The organism is Staphylococcus sp. TE8 (assembly GCF_000692055.1).
Taxonomy (GTDB): Bacteria; Bacillota; Bacilli; order Staphylococcales; family Staphylococcaceae; genus Staphylococcus; species Staphylococcus capitis.
The window spans coordinates 190,190-207,104 of the sequence record NZ_JMGB01000001.1 but is presented as its reverse complement, the minus strand read 5'-3'; the positions used below and the strand labels follow the sequence as shown (position 1 = coordinate 207,104).

Annotated in this window: 18 protein-coding genes and 1 riboswitch; of the genes, 9 read left to right on the top strand and 9 right to left on the bottom strand. The window is 31.8% G+C overall.

Annotated features, from left to right (window positions below):
* On the bottom strand, nucleotides 1–1,890 hold the full coding sequence (locus CM54_RS01025; RefSeq protein ID WP_197018897.1) for an ABC-F family ATP-binding cassette domain-containing protein: 1,890 nt from the start codon (nucleotides 1,888–1,890) through the stop codon (nucleotides 1–3).
* Nucleotides 1,891–2,011: 121 nt separating this feature from the next.
* On the opposite strand from CM54_RS01025, the gene CM54_RS01020 reads away from it, so the two are divergent.
* Complete coding sequence (locus tag CM54_RS01020) at nucleotides 2,012–2,827, top strand: ZIP family metal transporter (RefSeq protein WP_002433109.1); 816 nt, start codon at nucleotides 2,012–2,014, stop codon at nucleotides 2,825–2,827.
* Between the two features lie 178 nt (nucleotides 2,828–3,005).
* On the opposite strand, the gene ltaS is transcribed toward CM54_RS01020, so the two are convergent.
* The 7 genes from ltaS to CM54_RS00990 all read right to left on the bottom strand — a co-directional run bounded on the left by ltaS (nucleotide 3,006) and on the right by CM54_RS00990 (nucleotide 9,845).
* Nucleotides 3,006–4,946, bottom strand: coding sequence for a polyglycerol-phosphate lipoteichoic acid synthase LtaS (gene ltaS, locus CM54_RS01015; RefSeq protein WP_037548357.1), 1,941 nt, complete (start codon nucleotides 4,944–4,946; stop codon nucleotides 3,006–3,008).
* A gap of 588 nt (nucleotides 4,947–5,534) precedes the next feature.
* Nucleotides 5,535–6,539, bottom strand: a complete 1,005-nt coding sequence (locus CM54_RS01010; RefSeq protein ID WP_002433206.1) for a biotin-dependent carboxyltransferase family protein — start codon at nucleotides 6,537–6,539, stop codon at nucleotides 5,535–5,537.
* Nucleotides 6,523–7,233 carry an allophanate hydrolase subunit 1 gene (locus tag CM54_RS01005; RefSeq protein ID WP_002433099.1) on the bottom strand — a complete coding sequence of 237 codons (711 nt, stop codon included), beginning with the start codon at nucleotides 7,231–7,233 and terminating at the stop codon, nucleotides 6,523–6,525. Before CM54_RS01005 ends, CM54_RS01010 begins: the two co-directional genes overlap by 17 nt.
* An 18-nt stretch (nucleotides 7,234–7,251) precedes the next feature.
* Nucleotides 7,252–7,458 (bottom strand): hypothetical protein, encoded by a 207-nt coding sequence (locus CM54_RS12250; RefSeq protein ID WP_049307326.1) that lies wholly within the window; start codon nucleotides 7,456–7,458, stop codon nucleotides 7,252–7,254.
* Between the two features lie 45 nt (nucleotides 7,459–7,503).
* Entirely contained in the window at nucleotides 7,504–8,112 is a 609-nt protein-coding gene (locus CM54_RS01000) for an aminotransferase class IV (protein ID WP_037548355.1), read from the bottom strand.
* Between the two features lies 1 nt (nucleotide 8,113).
* Nucleotides 8,114–9,268 (bottom strand): aminodeoxychorismate synthase component I, encoded by a 1,155-nt coding sequence (pabB, locus tag CM54_RS00995; protein WP_037549783.1) that lies wholly within the window; start codon nucleotides 9,266–9,268, stop codon nucleotides 8,114–8,116.
* Nucleotides 9,258–9,845 (bottom strand): anthranilate synthase component II, encoded by a 588-nt coding sequence (locus CM54_RS00990; RefSeq protein WP_037548352.1) that lies wholly within the window; start codon nucleotides 9,843–9,845, stop codon nucleotides 9,258–9,260. Before CM54_RS00990 ends, pabB begins: the two co-directional genes overlap by 11 nt.
* Before the next feature lie 118 nt (nucleotides 9,846–9,963).
* Nucleotides 9,964–10,010, top strand: a riboswitch (PreQ1 riboswitch).
* Between the two features lie 141 nt (nucleotides 10,011–10,151).
* Between CM54_RS00990 and queC the strand changes: the two genes are divergently transcribed.
* The 8 genes from queC (at nucleotide 10,152) to CM54_RS00950 (ending at nucleotide 15,621) form a co-directional block, all read left to right on the top strand.
* Entirely contained in the window at nucleotides 10,152–10,823 is a 672-nt protein-coding gene (gene queC / locus CM54_RS00985) for a 7-cyano-7-deazaguanine synthase QueC (protein WP_002433505.1), read from the top strand.
* A 1-nt stretch (nucleotide 10,824) separates the two neighbouring features.
* Entirely contained in the window at nucleotides 10,825–11,244 is a 420-nt protein-coding gene (queD, locus tag CM54_RS00980) for a 6-carboxytetrahydropterin synthase QueD (protein ID WP_002433142.1), read from the top strand.
* Between the two features lie 3 nt (nucleotides 11,245–11,247).
* The gene (queE, locus tag CM54_RS00975; RefSeq protein ID WP_030063457.1) at nucleotides 11,248–11,961 is read left to right on the top strand and encodes a 7-carboxy-7-deazaguanine synthase QueE; all 714 of its coding nucleotides are present in this window, start codon (nucleotides 11,248–11,250) and stop codon (nucleotides 11,959–11,961) included.
* A 99-nt stretch (nucleotides 11,962–12,060) separates the two neighbouring features.
* Nucleotides 12,061–12,660: a hypothetical protein gene (locus CM54_RS00970; RefSeq protein ID WP_002433459.1), complete on the top strand. Its 600-nt coding sequence runs from the start codon at nucleotides 12,061–12,063 to the stop codon at nucleotides 12,658–12,660.
* A 280-nt stretch (nucleotides 12,661–12,940) separates the two neighbouring features.
* Entirely contained in the window at nucleotides 12,941–13,378 is a 438-nt protein-coding gene (locus CM54_RS00965) for a DM13 domain-containing protein (protein ID WP_037548348.1), read from the top strand.
* 53 nt (nucleotides 13,379–13,431) lie between these two features.
* Nucleotides 13,432–13,905, top strand: coding sequence for a DoxX family membrane protein (locus CM54_RS00960; protein ID WP_002433139.1), 474 nt, complete (start codon nucleotides 13,432–13,434; stop codon nucleotides 13,903–13,905).
* Complete coding sequence (saeR, locus tag CM54_RS00955; RefSeq protein WP_037548346.1) at nucleotides 13,880–14,569, top strand: response regulator transcription factor SaeR; 690 nt, start codon at nucleotides 13,880–13,882, stop codon at nucleotides 14,567–14,569. The genes CM54_RS00960 and saeR overlap by 26 nt, the downstream gene beginning before the upstream one ends.
* 2 nt (nucleotides 14,570–14,571) lie before the next feature.
* On the top strand, nucleotides 14,572–15,621 hold the full coding sequence (locus CM54_RS00950; RefSeq protein WP_002433394.1) for a sensor histidine kinase: 1,050 nt from the start codon (nucleotides 14,572–14,574) through the stop codon (nucleotides 15,619–15,621).
* Between the two features lie 52 nt (nucleotides 15,622–15,673).
* On the opposite strand, the gene CM54_RS00945 is transcribed toward CM54_RS00950, so the two are convergent.
* Nucleotides 15,674–16,783 (bottom strand): glycosyltransferase family 2 protein, encoded by a 1,110-nt coding sequence (locus CM54_RS00945; RefSeq protein ID WP_023350684.1) that lies wholly within the window; start codon nucleotides 16,781–16,783, stop codon nucleotides 15,674–15,676.
* Nucleotides 16,784–16,915: the final 132 nt, after the last annotated feature.

Below are 16,915 nucleotides of genomic sequence, written 5' to 3'. Positions count from 1 at the left end.
TTATTGTTCTTTTATTTCCTCAAGTTCACTCCATCTTGTGATGTCTGCTTCATATGTTTGTTCAAGTTGTTCTTTTTCTTCATTTAGTTCTTTGATTTTGCCATAATCCGCACTGGCGGCTACCATTTCTTCATCAATGACTTCCAATCTTTCTTCCGTCTCTTCAATACGTGTCATAATTGTTTCGTATTCTAATTTTTCTTTATAAGATAACCCTGATTTCTTTCTTGTTTGCGCCTGTTGTTTAGATTGTTGTGCAGATTGTTTAGCTAATGATGTTTGCCTATCTTGTTCTTTCTTATAAGCCTCATAATCTTCAAATGTACCTTTGATTTTTTCCATGTAACCATCATGAATATACCAATACTCTTGTGCAACTTTGTTAAGAAAATATCGATCGTGACTAACAGTTATTACAGAACCACCGAAATCATCGATATAATCCTCTAAAATAGTGAGCGTTTCAGTATCTAAATCGTTTGTTGGCTCATCTAGTAAAAGTACATTAGGTTTATGTACTAATAGACGTAATAAATAAAGTCTTTTTTGTTCTCCACCGGATAGTTTATAAATTTTCTTGCCATGAGTAGAACTTGGAAATAGGAATCGCTCTAATAATTGAGTGACAGAAATCGAAGTTCCATCTTTCTCTTTAGCCACTTCACTTTCTTCACGTAAATAATCAATCATTCTAATGTCGCGATTTAACGTTTCCTCTGTTTGTTTAAAATAGGCTACCTTAACAGTCTGCCCAATCTTTAACTCTCCATCAAAGTCATGGTCCTCATTACTTAGTATATTTAGTAATGTTGTTTTACCTGCGCCATTAGGCCCTACAACGCCTATGCGTTGCCCACTTTGAATAATTTCAGTAATATCTTTAAATAATACTCTGTCTTTAATCGACTTCGTTACATGATCTAATTCATAAACTTGTTTACCAAGCCTAGAATATGCAAGGTTCAATTCTCCTTTATCTTGAGAATGGTGACTCTTTACTTCTGATTCAAGATCATTAAATCGGTTAATACGTGCTTGTTGTTTAGTTGTTCTCGCCTTAGCTCCCGCTCGCATCCAAGCTAATTCTTGTTTATATAGTGCTTTTTGCTTTTGCTGTTGCTTTTGTTCAATTATCTCATTTTCAGCACGCATTGCTATGTAATCTTCGTAATTACCTGGGTATGCATTTAACTTCCCTCTATCTAATTCAATGATACGAGTAGATACTTCATTTAGGAAATAACGATCGTGGGTTACAAATAAAACAGTATGCGGGTATTGTTTTACATAATTAATTAACCAGTTAATGGACTCAAAATCTAAATGGTTTGTGGGCTCATCAAGTAGCAATAAATCTGGTTGTTCAATAAGCGTCTTAGCTAGAACAACACGTTTTTGTTGACCACCTGAAAGCTCTCGAACATATTTATTAGTATCATTAATACCTAATTTTGATAATATCGTTTTAATTTCAGCATTATAGTCCCACGCTTCATTCCTATCCATTGCTTCTTGCGCACGCATCATAGTATTTAATTTTGTTTCACTTTGATCAGCTGCATAAGCATTTACAGCACTTTCGTATGCTTTAATAATACTTAATGTAGGTGTGTCCGAACTTAATACTGCTTCAAATACTGTCATATCTCCATCTAAATCTTGCTTCTGAGATGAATAACGTATTCGATATTGATTAGGGTGAGTAATATCTGCAGTAAAATCTTCATCTATGCCACCGATAACCTTGAGTAATGTACTCTTTCCTGTACCATTAATTCCTACAAGACCAATTCTTTCATGTTCTGAGATAGATAAATTTAAATTGTCGAATATGACTTTATCTGCATAGGATTTATTTAAATGTTCAATTTTATATGCTTCCATGCTTATCTTCCTTTTCAAATAAAGAATATTGTCAACTATCGAATTTTTAAAATAATTTTGTTAAGCTTAATTCAGTTCTATATATTATACACCTTTTTAGACTTAAATGATACAAGGAGACATACTTATGGCACAATTCTTTGAAAATCTGCCACCATATATTCAAGCACTCACAGCTGGTATCATCACGTGGTTATTAACCGCGCTTGGTGCGGCAGCTGTTTTTGTGTTTAAGAAGGTAAATGATAAAGTTTTAAACTCAATGCAAGGTTTTGCAGCAGGTATTATGATAGCGGCAAGTTTTTGGTCGTTATTAGAACCTGCTATTGAGTCGAGTAAAGGAAGTTCGGTTCCATGGCTTCCTGCTGCAATAGGTTTTATTCTTGGTGGCTTCTTTATTCGAGCATTAGATTATGTTATTCCTCATATTCATCAAAATGCTCAAGATAAAAATCAACAGCGTGAAGGTGTGAAAACATCACTCGGTAAAAATACATTACTTGTATTAGCAATTACGCTACACAATATTCCCGAGGGATTATCAATTGGTGTAGCGTTTGGAGGAGTTGTCTCAGGTAATGGACAAGCCACTTTCTTAGGTGCAATAGGTCTTGCTATAGGTATTGGTATTCAAAATATTCCTGAAGGTGCTGCATTATCCATGCCAATCAGAGCTGCAGGTGCTTCTCGATTGAAATCTTTCAATTATGGGCAAGCTTCAGCTATTGTTGAGCCTATTTTTGCAACAATTGGTGCAGCTGCTATCTTAGTTGTAAATCCCGTTTTACCTTATGCATTAGCCTTTGCCGCTGGTGCGATGATCTTTGTCGTCGTTGAAGAACTTATCCCAGATTCTCAATCAAGTAATAATACTGATTTAGCTACAATGAGCTTAATGATTGGGTTTACGATTATGATGATACTTGATGTTGCTCTGGGTTAGTTATATTTAAGTTACATTAATTAATTTAGATTAATTTTTGCTTATATAAAAAAGAGGATTATCAGATAAATTGTTTCGCGATACGCGAAGAATCTGATAGCCCTCTTTTTTTGTGAAATGGAAAAATCTGGATTGAGTAAACTTGGTTAAGCTACTCAATCCAGATTGATGTGTAGTATTATTTTTTCTCGTTACCTTTAGGACCTGTTTTGTATTCATACTTAGATGGGTTAATTTTCTTGAAGTCAGGATTTTTGTAAAATCTGAATAAGTCACCGTTAAGAACGCTATCACTCATTTCAAGATCTTTCTCAACTTGTTTCTTATTCTTGTCGAAGTTCTTAGGTTTCTTCGTTAGTAATTCATTATCTTTATTGGAGTAAAGTTTACCATTTACGTATTTATAATCTTTAGTAATAAAGTCACCGTTTCTAAATGGTACAACATCATTATGTTGTTTAGAGAACATGTCTGTACCAAACATTAAGTAGTTCTTACTGTCGATACCTACTAGGTGCAGAATTGTTGGCATAACGTCCATTTGGCCAGCATACTCTTTATTTACGCCACCTGATTTACCAGGTATTTTCAACCAGAAACCAGTACGGTTTAAATCAGTAAATTTAGCTGGAGTGATTTTCTCACCTAATAGTTTTTCCATAGCGTTGTTATGATTTTCAGAGATACCATAGTGGTCACCGTAAATCATAATAACTGAATTATCGTAAAGACCTTTTTTCTTAAGATCAGTAATGTACTCTTCTAAAGCTTGGTCAAGATAATGTGCTGTTTGAATATAACCGTCTACTGTTGTGTCACCTGTGTTAGGTTTATCAATTGATGCATCTTTTTCATCCAATGTGAATGGATAGTGGTTCGTTAATGTAATCATATGAGAGTAGAACGGTTTTTTCATTTTAGATTGATAGTCAGCTGATGCTTTAAAGAACGGTTTATCTTTAAGACCAAGGTTAACAATATTATCATCAGACATATCAAAATATGTTGCATCATAGAACTTATCAATACCAAAATGTTTGTACACTTGGTCACGGTTCCAGAATGTTTTATAGTCACCGTGCATAACGTTTGAAGTGTAACCTTCTTTTTGGTCTAAAATAGCTGGTAATGATTGATAAGTGTTATCGCCTTTAAGTGAATATGCAGAACCTTGTGGTAATCCATATAAACTATTATCCATAGTAAACTCGGCATCGGATGTTTTACCTTGTCCAGTTTGATGGAAGAAGTTTGGGAAATAAGTAAAGTCTTGTTTACCACTTGATAATTTATTCAAGAATGGGGTAACTTCTTTACCGTTTACCTTTTTGTTAATTAAGAAAGTTTGGAAACTTTCCAAGTGTATTTTAATAATATTTTTCTTTTTCGCTACACCATAATACTCTTGATTTGGTTCAGTGCGCTTTTGCTTTGTATAATTTAAAACTTTAGTTAAATCATCTTCAGAAGCAAGTGCCTTTTGTTGATTGTTTTGAATTGTTTTTACGCCATCATAAACAGTAAAGTTATAAGGACCTAAGTATTTAACAAGATATTTATGGTCAAATGTTCTAGTTAATAATTCAGGTCTATCTGTTTCTGCAAATGCTAAGTTTAAAAAGAATAAAGCCACTGAAGCTGCCATTACAACTGGAACAAATTTCTTACTAAATGCTCTTGTATCCAACCAATTACGTTTAAAAATTAAAATAATAAGGTAAATAATCGTATCAATGAAATAAACGAAGTCGTACCATTTAAATGATGCTCCGACAGCGCCACCCATTGATTCAACGTTACCTGCTTGGTTCAATGTGCTAAATGTTAAAAAGTCTGAGAAGAATCGGAAGTATACAACGTTTGCATAAAGTAGAAACGTTAATAGGAATCCCCCAATAAACATGAACCAGAAAGCTTTCTTACCTTTAAAGAATAAGAACACACTCAAAGTTAGTGCAATTAAACTATAAGGATTCATAAGTAATATTAAGTTTTGAACTAATCCCTTAACACCTAAAGAAAAATCAACATAATATGAAAAATACGTCTTCAAGGTAATCGTGAATACCGTTAATAAGAAGAACGCAAAAAGACTAATTTTCTTTTTGGGTAAACTCATGTTTGTTTCCTCCGTTAATAGTAATAAATCATTTTTATACATTTATCACAATGTTTAATAATCAAATAAAAAATTTCAAAGTTGATAATCAGAAATTAATTATAAAACTTAATACGTACTTTGGATTTAATACTTAATTATCAAAATGATATATTGTCGCTTTCCGACAATTCAATATTTACTGGTTATTTTTATTTCCTTTAATGTTCCATTGGCTCAGTGTTTGATAACTATTTATTCATTTTATAAAATTCATTATTAATAATTCAATGTAAGCTAGTTCGTAATAAAGTTTAGTACTAACTCATACTTTAAAGATGTTAACTTTTTATTAAGAAATTATGATGTTTGTAATCATATTGTAACAATAATACATAGTTCAATTTATAAATATATAGTAATGTGTTACAAATATCAAGTAAAAACACGATATAAATGTATGTTGTTGTCACTAATACAAATAAATCAAATAGTTGTGCGACTCAAAGATTTTATAAAACAATATCTAATTATAATTATTTATCCCAATCATTTCATCATACTTTAGTACTAGCTAATAAAAAACTTTAATTTATCCTCTTCAACTAGCTATTTCATCATTTCAAGTTGCATACGATACTCAATACCATGAAACAGCTGGTTTAACCAGTTACTATACTTAATCAAATTCTTCTCCGCTGTTTCAATATCTATAAATTGGAATTTTAATTTAGACCCTTGAGGTTTTTGAGCTAACTTTGTTAAATGATAACTTGCTATTGTTCCAATTTGAGGATAACTTCCTAATGTATAGTGATCATTTAATAAAACGATAGGTGTACCATCTCTTTTAACTTGTATTGTTCCTTTTTTAACTGATTGATGTGCCGGCATATCATCATAATAGGCTTTGATTTTCTGACCATCTAATAACATTCCTACTCTATTCGTTTTACTAGATACTTTATAATCAGTTAACGTAAAACGTTGAATAGCATCCTTCTTAAAATCCTCGGTACCTTTGTTCTTAACTACATGAAATACGTCTGAAATGTAGTTAAAGGATAGTGCATATCCATCTATTCCCCAATCCGTTGTCCGTGTTTTAGCTAAGTTTTCAAATAATTTAATATGACGTTTAGAATAGTCGCGTTTTAATTCTACTTCATCCCCGTTTTCCAATTTCCTCCCTCTAAAACCACCTATTTTAACATTGAAATCTGTAGACGTAGAATCAAGCCATCTATCTAACTTAAATCCTCCACCAATTGCTAAATATACACGTGAGGTGCGACTTGTTTCTTTAAATTTAAGTACTTCCCCTTTTTCTATAAGATATAATTTATTAGGGTATACTTTTATATTTTGAGTTTCGGCTTTGAAATTACCACCAGTTAAAGCAATCAACGCAGGTTCAGTAAAACGAATCGTTGCCATTTTATGTGTCATTTCAAGCGTAGCTTCATTTTTGTCATTGGCTACAAGTCGGTTTGCAATTTCATGAGCTAAATCATCTAAAGCCCCACCAGGTATTACGCCGTCATGTTCATAACCATCTCGCCCAAAATCTTGAAAACTACTAAATAGCCCACTATTTTCAATTATGATTGACATGTTTAAAATCTCCTAGCTCTATATCGTTTTTCTCTTTCGCTTTGAAAGTTACATTGTCCCCTAATTTAAATAACGTAAAATCTTCTTGATTAGGAAAGAATAATTTAAGTGGTGTATATCCTATGACCAACCAATCGTTATACGTATCAGTAGTTACAATTCCACATTTTTTCCCCTCAAGAATAACTGAACCAGCTGGGATAAATTTTTTGTGTTTACTCGTATGATTAACATGTAACTTTTTATGCATACCCGTTAAATATGGAAATCCAGGAGAATATCCCATCATTGAAACAAAGTAGTTCGCACCGGTATGTAATTGTATAAAGTCCGATAATTTAAGTTTAAGATGCTTTAATAATTCAGGGAGGTCTGGACCAAATTCATCACCATATACGATGGGTACCTCAATAAGTTGTTGTTCACCCTCATGGTGGTTAATTTCCATTTGTATTGAATCAATTAAAGCTTTCATATATAAAAATGGTGATTGAATATTGTGATGTTTAATCATGTCTCTAGCATCATAGCAAATCATTAAATCAGATTCTGTAGGTACAATTTCAGTAATAAATGGATATGCTTTATCAATTAAATATGATCTTAATGCTAATAAATCCTCTGTAAGGTTTTGAGATACATCTTTTTCTATAGATACAACAATAGCTTGGTCGCCTTGACTGTATATTTTCATATTTCCACCTCATACAAATTAGTAATGATAAAACACATTCATTAAATCAATGACATGCGGCATCAACGATTTTATTAAAAGATAAACCAATAGACATGCACATAGGCTAGTTATCGTTGCACAAATTCGTGCGTAAAGCATTTTATTTTGCGATAACAATTTTTGAACAATATATTTATTTAAAATTGCGAGCACAACTAAGATAACTAACCATAAGATTGTCATAGGCTACCTCTTCTTTTAAATATTCAAATTTCTTTCATATTAATTTTATAGATAAATTTTGACATCGGCAACCTCTCGTAGACTATTGATTAAATAGACATTAATTTGTTTTCTTTGTAATTTCTTTCTAAAATCATCTATATCTATATTCTTCGTTTTTAATTTACCTTGATCAATAAGTGATTGACGCATACAACCTCGTAGAAAGTCATCGTTATAACATGGTGTGTACCATTCATTTCCTTCCTCGATCATAATGTTGCCAATGTCAAATTCCAAAATTTTTCCATTTTCATCATATAAAAGTATTAAATCTGTTTCATGACTATGTTCTAGATAATGACGTTCAGAAGTTTTATTAACGATAATCGATTCTTTTACTAGATGAGATCTTTGAACCATTTTTGCTGTAAAAAATGTCTTATTTGCTAAAGGTGCGAGTACATAATTTAATTGCCCATTTTGTTCTAAAGTTAACTTCAAACGATATTTGCCATTTGGATATGTCGTCTTTATCATTTGAGTTAACTCATACCATTGCTGTTGATCAAAATTAAATTTTAACTCTTTGCTTGATTCTGTAATTCTTTTTAAATGATAAACTTCTCTATATATACAACCATCTTCAAGTTTCATTGTTTCAAATAATTGCATCTTACAAATCCTCCAAGATTTTAGTTTTGTCGTGGAATTCTTGAACTTCATTTTCAGGGATAGAATCAATAGTAATACCAGCGCCAACGCCATAGATTGCACTTTGATTTCTATATTCAATCGTACGTATTGGAATATTAAAAATCATACGTCCTTCTGGTAGTAACATACCTATCGTTCCACAATATATTGAGCGAGGGGATGATTCTAATTGTTCAATATATTTCATGGTACTTAATTTAGGTGCGCCTGTAATTGATCCACAAGGAAATAAAGCAGTTAAAATATTTATGAGCTTCATTTCTGACTCTAGCTGTCCAGTAACCATGCTCGTCATTTGAAATACTGTGTTATAACGCTCAATCATAAATGGTTTGTATACATTAACTGTGCCACTTTGTGAAATTCGAGAAATATCATTTCTTAACAAATCTACTATCATGACATTTTCGGCTCTATCTTTATCAGAATGTTTTAATTTATTATATAATGTTTCGTCTTCCTCTATAGTTTGACCTCTGGGCATAGTTCCTTTCATAGGTTTACTAACAATGATGTTGCTCTTACCTCCAAATTTTCCTTTTTGAAAGAACAACTCTGGAGAAATAGACGCTACTTTTATATCAGGTGTATCGATTAGAGCTGTATAACTACCATTTTGTTGATTATTCAGTTTGTCATATAGTGCTTTAATAGGTAACTGAATATCTGAAATTAATCGCGTAGTGTAGTTAACTTGATATGTATGGCCATCTACTATGGCTTTTTGAATGTGCTTTATTTTGTCAATCATTGCTTCATCACTTTCTATGAATTTAAAATGATGCGATAAAGCATTATTTGTATGAGCACCATCATGACGACGATTTCTCTCTACATCTCGACCACACTTGAAAGAATATGCAGCTGCTAAAATCTTTGCTTCCCCTGTTGTATTTACACACATATGCTTATTAAAATAGGGAGCCGCTTCATACGCTATATAGACTGCGACATAGTAACCTTTTTGCTGTTCATTTTCAGCAAAATGAATAACATTCCCCACTTCCTCAACACTGTATGCAATCTTAGAATCTAGATATTCTTCCATCAGAATATGATAATCCGTACAACTTTCTTCATCTTCAAAATATCGGTAATTGAATTCAACATGCATATTCAACGCCTGCCTCATTTAAAAATAATTTAAGTTGGTCATGACCATATTCACTTAAAATAGATTCTGGGTGGTATTGCACACCATAAATGGATAAATATTGATGTTGAACTGCCATAATAACATTCTCGTCATTAGTCGCAGTGACCTTTAAAGTGTTTGGTATGTATTCTGGATCTACCATTAATGAGTGATATCTCATCACGTTAAACTCTTGAGGAAGTCCTTTGAAAATACCTTCATTGGTATGGCGTAGAGTAGTGGTATGACCATGTATAGGTTTAGGGCTATGAATAATACGACCACCATAATATTCAACAATGAGTTGGAAGCCTAAACAAACGCCAAGAATTGGAATAAGTTGGTCATAATGAGAAATAATGGTTGAAAGTACCGGATAATCACTTGGTTTACCGGGCCCAGGTGAAATAATAATAGCTTTAGGACTCAACTTTTTAAGCTTTGTAATTGATACTTCATTAACTGATATAACTTTAACCTCATCAGTCGTTTGAACTTTAAGATAATCTATTAAATTATAAGTAAAAGAATCATGGTTATCTATCATTACAATCATAAGTTTGCTCCGAAAAATTAAATTTTATTATTTTATTATATTTGTCACTCTATTATCACAGAACGTGACTTGATTTTATACAGTATATCGTTTATTCTATTTTGCGTACAAAATTAATAAAAAAGAGGTTCCTAGCCGAAACCCTCTATAAAAAACTAGACGAGTATTCAACTCCAATGAATGTGAGTATACATATACTTTTGGTTATTTGATTAAAACTATATGTGTTCTTACATCCTCGTGTCTATCTTTTTTATAGAGATAGACTTTTTTTATGTCAAATTTTAATGATGAGGAGTAATTGCTATGACTAAAAGTACCTTAGACAAAGACAAAGCTATCGTAGTATTTAGTGGTGGTCAAGACAGTACGACTTGTTTATTTTATGCAAAAAAACATTTTAAAGAAGTAGAACTTGTCACATTTAACTATGGTCAAAGACACGATACTGAAATTGAAGTCGCTAAAAAAATTGCAAATGAACAAAATTTAAAACATCATATCTTAGATATGTCTCTTTTATCTCAACTCACACCTAATGCATTAACACAACATGATTTAGAGATTGAAGAAAATGATGATGGTATACCTAATACATTTGTTCCTGCACGTAATTTATTGTTTTTATCATTTGCCGGAGCCTTAGCTTACCAACTTAATGCTAAACACATCATCACTGGCGTATGCGAAACTGACTTTTCAGGATACCCAGATTGCAGAGACAGTTTCATTAAATCAATGAATGTGACATTGAGCCTTTCAATGGATAAAGATTTTGTCATTCATACTCCATTAATGTGGCTAGATAAAGCTCAAACATGGGAATTAAGTGATGAATTAGGTGTATTAGATTATGTACGCCATAATACACTAACGTGTTATAACGGTGTTATCGGAGATGGATGTGGAGAGTGTCCTGCTTGCAAGTTAAGAGCACGTGGTTTACATCATTATTTAGAAAGCAAAGGAGTCGAGTAATATGTTACAACAAATCTATCCAAGTGTAGAACACCCCTACCAATTCGAATTAAATAAAGACTTTAATTTTTCTGCTGCACATTATATCCCTTGTGAAGATGCTGGAAAATGTATGAGGACACATGGTCATACGTATTTCGTAAACATAACTATAGCTGGGGATGAATTAGATCATAATGGTTTCCTTGTAAACTTTGCCGATTTGAAAAAGTTAATCCACAATCAATTCGATCATCATTTATTAAATGATTTAGAACCATTTAAAGGCAAAAATCCATCTACAGAAATTGTCGCACAAACAATTTATACTATGGTAAAAGACTACTTGAGTAAACGTGATAATCAGCCTAAATGTGTTCAAGTATTCTTACGTGAAACACCAACAAGCTATGTAGTTTATAGACCAAAGGATGCTCAGTAATTTATGGCTAAGATTCCTGTTTTAGAAGTATTTGGACCTACGATTCAAGGCGAAGGTCGTGTAATTGGCCGTAAAACGATGTTTGTGCGTACAGCTGGTTGTGATTATCGTTGTAGTTGGTGCGACTCAGCATTTACCTGGGATGGTAGTGCTAAGGAAGATATCCGTCTACTTACGGCTGAAGAAATCTATGAAGAATTACTCGAAGTAGGTGGCAACCATTTTAATCATGTCACTATCTCAGGAGGTAATCCAGCCCTAATTAAAGGAATTCAAGATTTAGTAGATTTGTTTGAAGAGAAAAATATTTATACAGCATTAGAAACACAAGGAAGTAAATTCCAACCCTGGATGACTCAAATTAATGATTTAACCATTAGTCCTAAACCACCTAGTTCAATGATGAAACCAAATTTAAATACATTAGATTCAGTTATTGATCAATGTGTACATGACACACTTAATTTAAAAGTTGTTATATTTAATGAAGAAGATTATGAATTTGCAACAATGATTCACCATCGTTACCCTTCAATTCCATTTTACCTTCAAGTGGGTAATCCCTATTTAGAAGATGAAGTCGAAAACCATACTGATAAATTATTAGAAAGATATGAAGAACTAGTAGACAGAGTGATGGAAAGTGATGAGATGAACCATGTTTATGTACTTCCACAATTACATACATTATTGTGGAGTAATAAAAAAGGAGTTTAAAATAATTAATAAGTTAAAGTTTCTTGAGTGTTATGTAATGATTAAGTTTATGTTAATTGATATAATGTTGAGATGAAGAATTATGGATAGGAGTTCAACATGATTATATTTATATTAATTAATATTGCCGTTGTCATACTCGTTACCGGTTTAGACTTATATCGGCATCAATACAAACAACTTAAGTTTAGCTCCATATTATTATCAATATCAATCAACTGTGTGATTGATATATTTGTGATTGATAAGTTTAATTTCATAACTTTATTCACTACAATTTTATTTTTAGTATGGACATTTTTACAGATATATTTAAATCACAAATTATATCCATTTTTGATAAAAGAACAAAAATTTATCGCTACTATATTTGCCATAGTCATCAGTTTAGCTCAATTTATCACTGATATTTCTAGTGAACAATCTGTATACATGTCTTTACCTTATTTAGCACCAGCGATATTTATTATTGGCGCTGTATTGCTATTTGTAGGAACCTTTAAGTTATCTGAAATCGAACACCTGTCTTTATTACGAAAAGTTAAAAGACCTATCACCACTGGTACAATTATTATAATTTTATCATTGACTTTAATGATGATTTTGACACCATTTTGGTATGTATTTGTGATTATTTACTTCCTATTCATAGCATATATTTTGTGGCAAGGTATCTTTTTTGTGAAAGGAAACTTATAATACTTATACTTTGTTAATCGTAATAAGAACTCTTAATTTCCTCACCTATTTCCAACATCTATATTTGGACTGAGATAATCATTGTTATCTCAGTCTTTTTTTACCTTCTAATTCTCCGCTTTTTATTTTAATCTTTAAAATCACATTAATACTTAAATCTATAAATAAAAATTATTTTGATTTAATTCTTTTTTAAATGTAGTTAATAAAAAGTTAATGGTTTATATTTGTTACTCCGATTAAACTTATCTTAAATACAAATAGAAAAGAGGAATACATCATGAATACCAAATATTTATTAGCAGTAAGCGCAATTGTGACATCCCTTACTTTAGGAGCTTGTGGAAATTCTAATACAAATAATGAACATGCTCACGACAAAGATAAACAACAAGAAGAAAGCAAAGTTAAAACTGATAAATCAAAAAAATTATCTGGTACATTTAAATCAAAAAATGGCGAAAAGGTCGAAGGTACAGCAAAAATTGAAAATGGCAAATTGATGCTTAAAGACTATAAGTCATCTAAAGGACCAGACCTATATGTATACTTAACGAAAGATGGCAATATTAAATCAGGAAAGAAAATTTCAACAGTGGATTACAACAAATCTCAACAAACATTTGATTTAAAGAACATTGATTTAAATAAATACAACGAAGTAACAATTTATTGTGAAAAGGCTCATGTCATTTTCGGTGGAGCAAAATTAAAATAACTTAATCACATATTCATATGTTTGTATTGAGAGAAAGAGAGAGAGGAAAAACTATGAACAAGTTAAGTTTATTAATAATTTTTATCATTCGCGTAGGTTCTGGAATTGTCATTTTCCGGCAAGGTTTGGAGAAGTTTACAGGCGATTTCACACTTAATGGTCTAGTACCTGTCATTCGCGATAATACAGATTCTCCGCAATGGTATAAATGGTTTTTCGAAAATATTGTCTCCCATTCCACAGGTTTATTTAACTTCATTATCCCGTTAGGAGAAATGGCAATCGGTCTAGGTTTAATCTTAGGCGTTTTGGCTTATACTGCAAGTTTCTTTGGTGCCTTTGTTATGATAAATTATATCTTAGCAGATATGATTTTTACGTACCCTTTACAATTAGCATTCTTTATAATCTTATTAATGAGTCACTCACTAATTAACAAGATTTCACTTAAAGAAGTTATCACTCAATTAAGAGTACGTAACAACCGAGGTGAAGACAAGCATGACCCACTTACTAATCGTAGATGATGAGCAAGATATTGTAGATATTTGTCAGACTTATTTTGAATATGAAGGTTATCACGTAACAACGACAACAAATGGTAAAGAAGCCATCAAATTGCTGTCATCAGAAATCGATGTCATGATTTTAGATATTATGATGCCTGAAGTTTCAGGTTACGATATTGTAAAAGAAATGAAGGCGCAGCAACTTGATATTCCTTTTATTTACTTAACAGCTAAGACACAAGAACACGACACAATTTACGCTTTAACATTAGGCGCTGATGATTATGTTAAGAAACCATTCAGCCCTAGAGAACTAGTATTACGGATAAATAATTTACTTGCACGTATTAGTAAATATCAATCTAATCATCAGACCGAGCAACTTGAATTTAACGGTCTCATTTTGAAAAATCAAAGTAAAACATTAACCATAAATAGTGAAGAAATTCCTATGCGTATTAAAGAGTTTGAATTATTATGGTACCTTGCCTCTCGTGAAAATGAAGTCATTTCCAAGTCAGAACTTTTAGAAAATGTTTGGGGATATGATTACTACGAGGATGCAAATACTGTTAATGTTCATATTCATCGCATACGAGAAAAATTAGAGAAACATCATTTCATCTCATATACAATAACAACGGTATGGGGGTTAGGATATAAATTTGAAAGGAGCCGATAAGCATGTTCTCTATTCGTAGCCAAATCGCTATCGGCGTTATTTCCAGTGTACTCTTAACAACCATTATACTGGTCATTGCGTATAAACTTATGTGGTTCAATGGTCACATGACCTTAAGCTTAAGCATTACGACAATGATTACAAGTTGTTTAACACTATTAATATGCAGTATCTTTATTAATCCTTTAATCCAGAAAATTAAACAATTCAACATTAAGACGAAACAGTTCGTCAACGGTGAGCATTTAATAGATGATGATACTTTCCAATCACCCAGAGAAATTAGAGAATTAAATGACTCATTCAATAAAATGGCAGATGAAATCACTAAACAAATGGACATGATTAAAAATGAACAACAGGAAAAAACTGAAATTATTCAAAATCTTGCCCATGATTTAAAGACACCACTTGCAGGAATTATTTCATATACTGAAGGTTTACGTGATGGAGTCATCCAAGAACAGCAAGAAGTACATGCAGCCTATGAGACGTTAATTAAACAGGCCAACCGTCTATCCACCTTATTTGATGATATGACACATGTGATATCACTTAACACAGGTCGTTCCTATCCATTAGAATTAATTCAATTGGATCAGTTACTTGTAAATATATTACAAACCTACGAACAACGTATTAAACTTGAACATCGATCATTGGAAGTTAATTTCTGTAGTCGTATTGACGCTTTTTATCAATATCGTCCTCCTTTAGAGCGTATTTTGACAAATTTATTAGATAACGCATTAAAGTTTTCTAATTATGGAAGTCGAATTGATATTATTATTTCTGAAAATGCTAATAAAGATAGCATTAATATAGCTATTAAAGATGAAGGCATTGGTATTATGCATGAACTTCAATCTCGCATCTTTGAAAGAACATTTAGAGTAGAAGATTCAAGAAATACGAAAACAGGTGGTTCGGGACTAGGATTATACATTGCCAGTGAACTTGCACAACAAATCGATGCCTCAATATCAGTAGAAAGTGAACTTAATGTGGGAACAACTATGATGCTTACATTAAAAAAGTTTAACTTTTCGTAAAAATTACAAAAGAGAGTATCAAAACTAATTTTGTTTTGATACTCTCTTTCCTTTAATAAACATGTTCTTTATAACGATCTTGTTGCTGACTAGCTTGGGTTTTAGACTTAACTTGCGCACTTTCCCTACGATAAGTACTCAATTTATAATAGTCATCTCTATTTTTATATTGTGGTGTTTCAACTTTATTATGTGTTTGTTTCTGACTAGATTCATTATCAATAGGTTTAAGATTAGTCGCTTGTACAATATATTTCGGTCTATGTTTAACTTCATAGTATATACGACCGATATATTCACCTATCACGCCAATAGATATAAGTTGTATCCCCCCTAATAGGAGGATCGCAGCAATAGTTGTGAAATAACCAGGTATGTTAATACCTGAAATTAAAATATTAATAAATAAATAGACGATATATAAAATACTAATTGAGAAAGTAAACATTCCTAAATAAATCATCATACGCAATGGCTTATTATTAAATGAAATCAAACCATCAATACCATAATTTAATAGTTTTCTGAATGTCCACTTCGATTCGCCTGCTTCACGTGTCACATTTTCATAAGTGAATATCTTAGTATTATAACCTATCCACTCAAATAATCCTTTCGAAAAACGATTATACTCATCAAGTGATGTTAAGGCTTGCACCGCACGTTGGCTTAGTAATCTAAAGTCACCCACACCATCCTCAAATTGAATATCCTCTACAAAAGTATTGATCATTTTATAATAAAAACGAGACATAGATTTGCGAGCGAAGTTTTCACCTTTACGGTCTCTTTTAGCAATAACTTGATCATATCCCTCTAAATATCCTTCAACCATTTGAGGTATATATTCAGGAGGATGTTGTAAATCGCCATCAATCATCACTACAGCATCATGATCAGTGCTATTTTGATAACCAGCAATCATTGCAGCTTCTTTTCCGAAATTTCTACTAAATGATAGAAACTTAACATGGCTATCGTAAGCAGCAAGATTTTGTAAATGGTCAATCGTAGTGTCCTTGCTACCATCATCAATAAATAATAAATCGTATTCATAGTTTTTAACTGAACTATCCTTCGACATAATTTCAGTCAATTTGTCATAAGTTTTTAATACGACTTCGCCTTCGTTATAACAAGGAACGATGACTCTGACTTTCATCTGATTACATCCTTTTCTATAAATTGATTTAATAATATTTTATCAATTTCTTAATAGTATATTCTAGCCAAAGCTATTTATTTACATAATCTTAACTTTAGCTCAATACTTATTTCTACCCTTTATTATAAA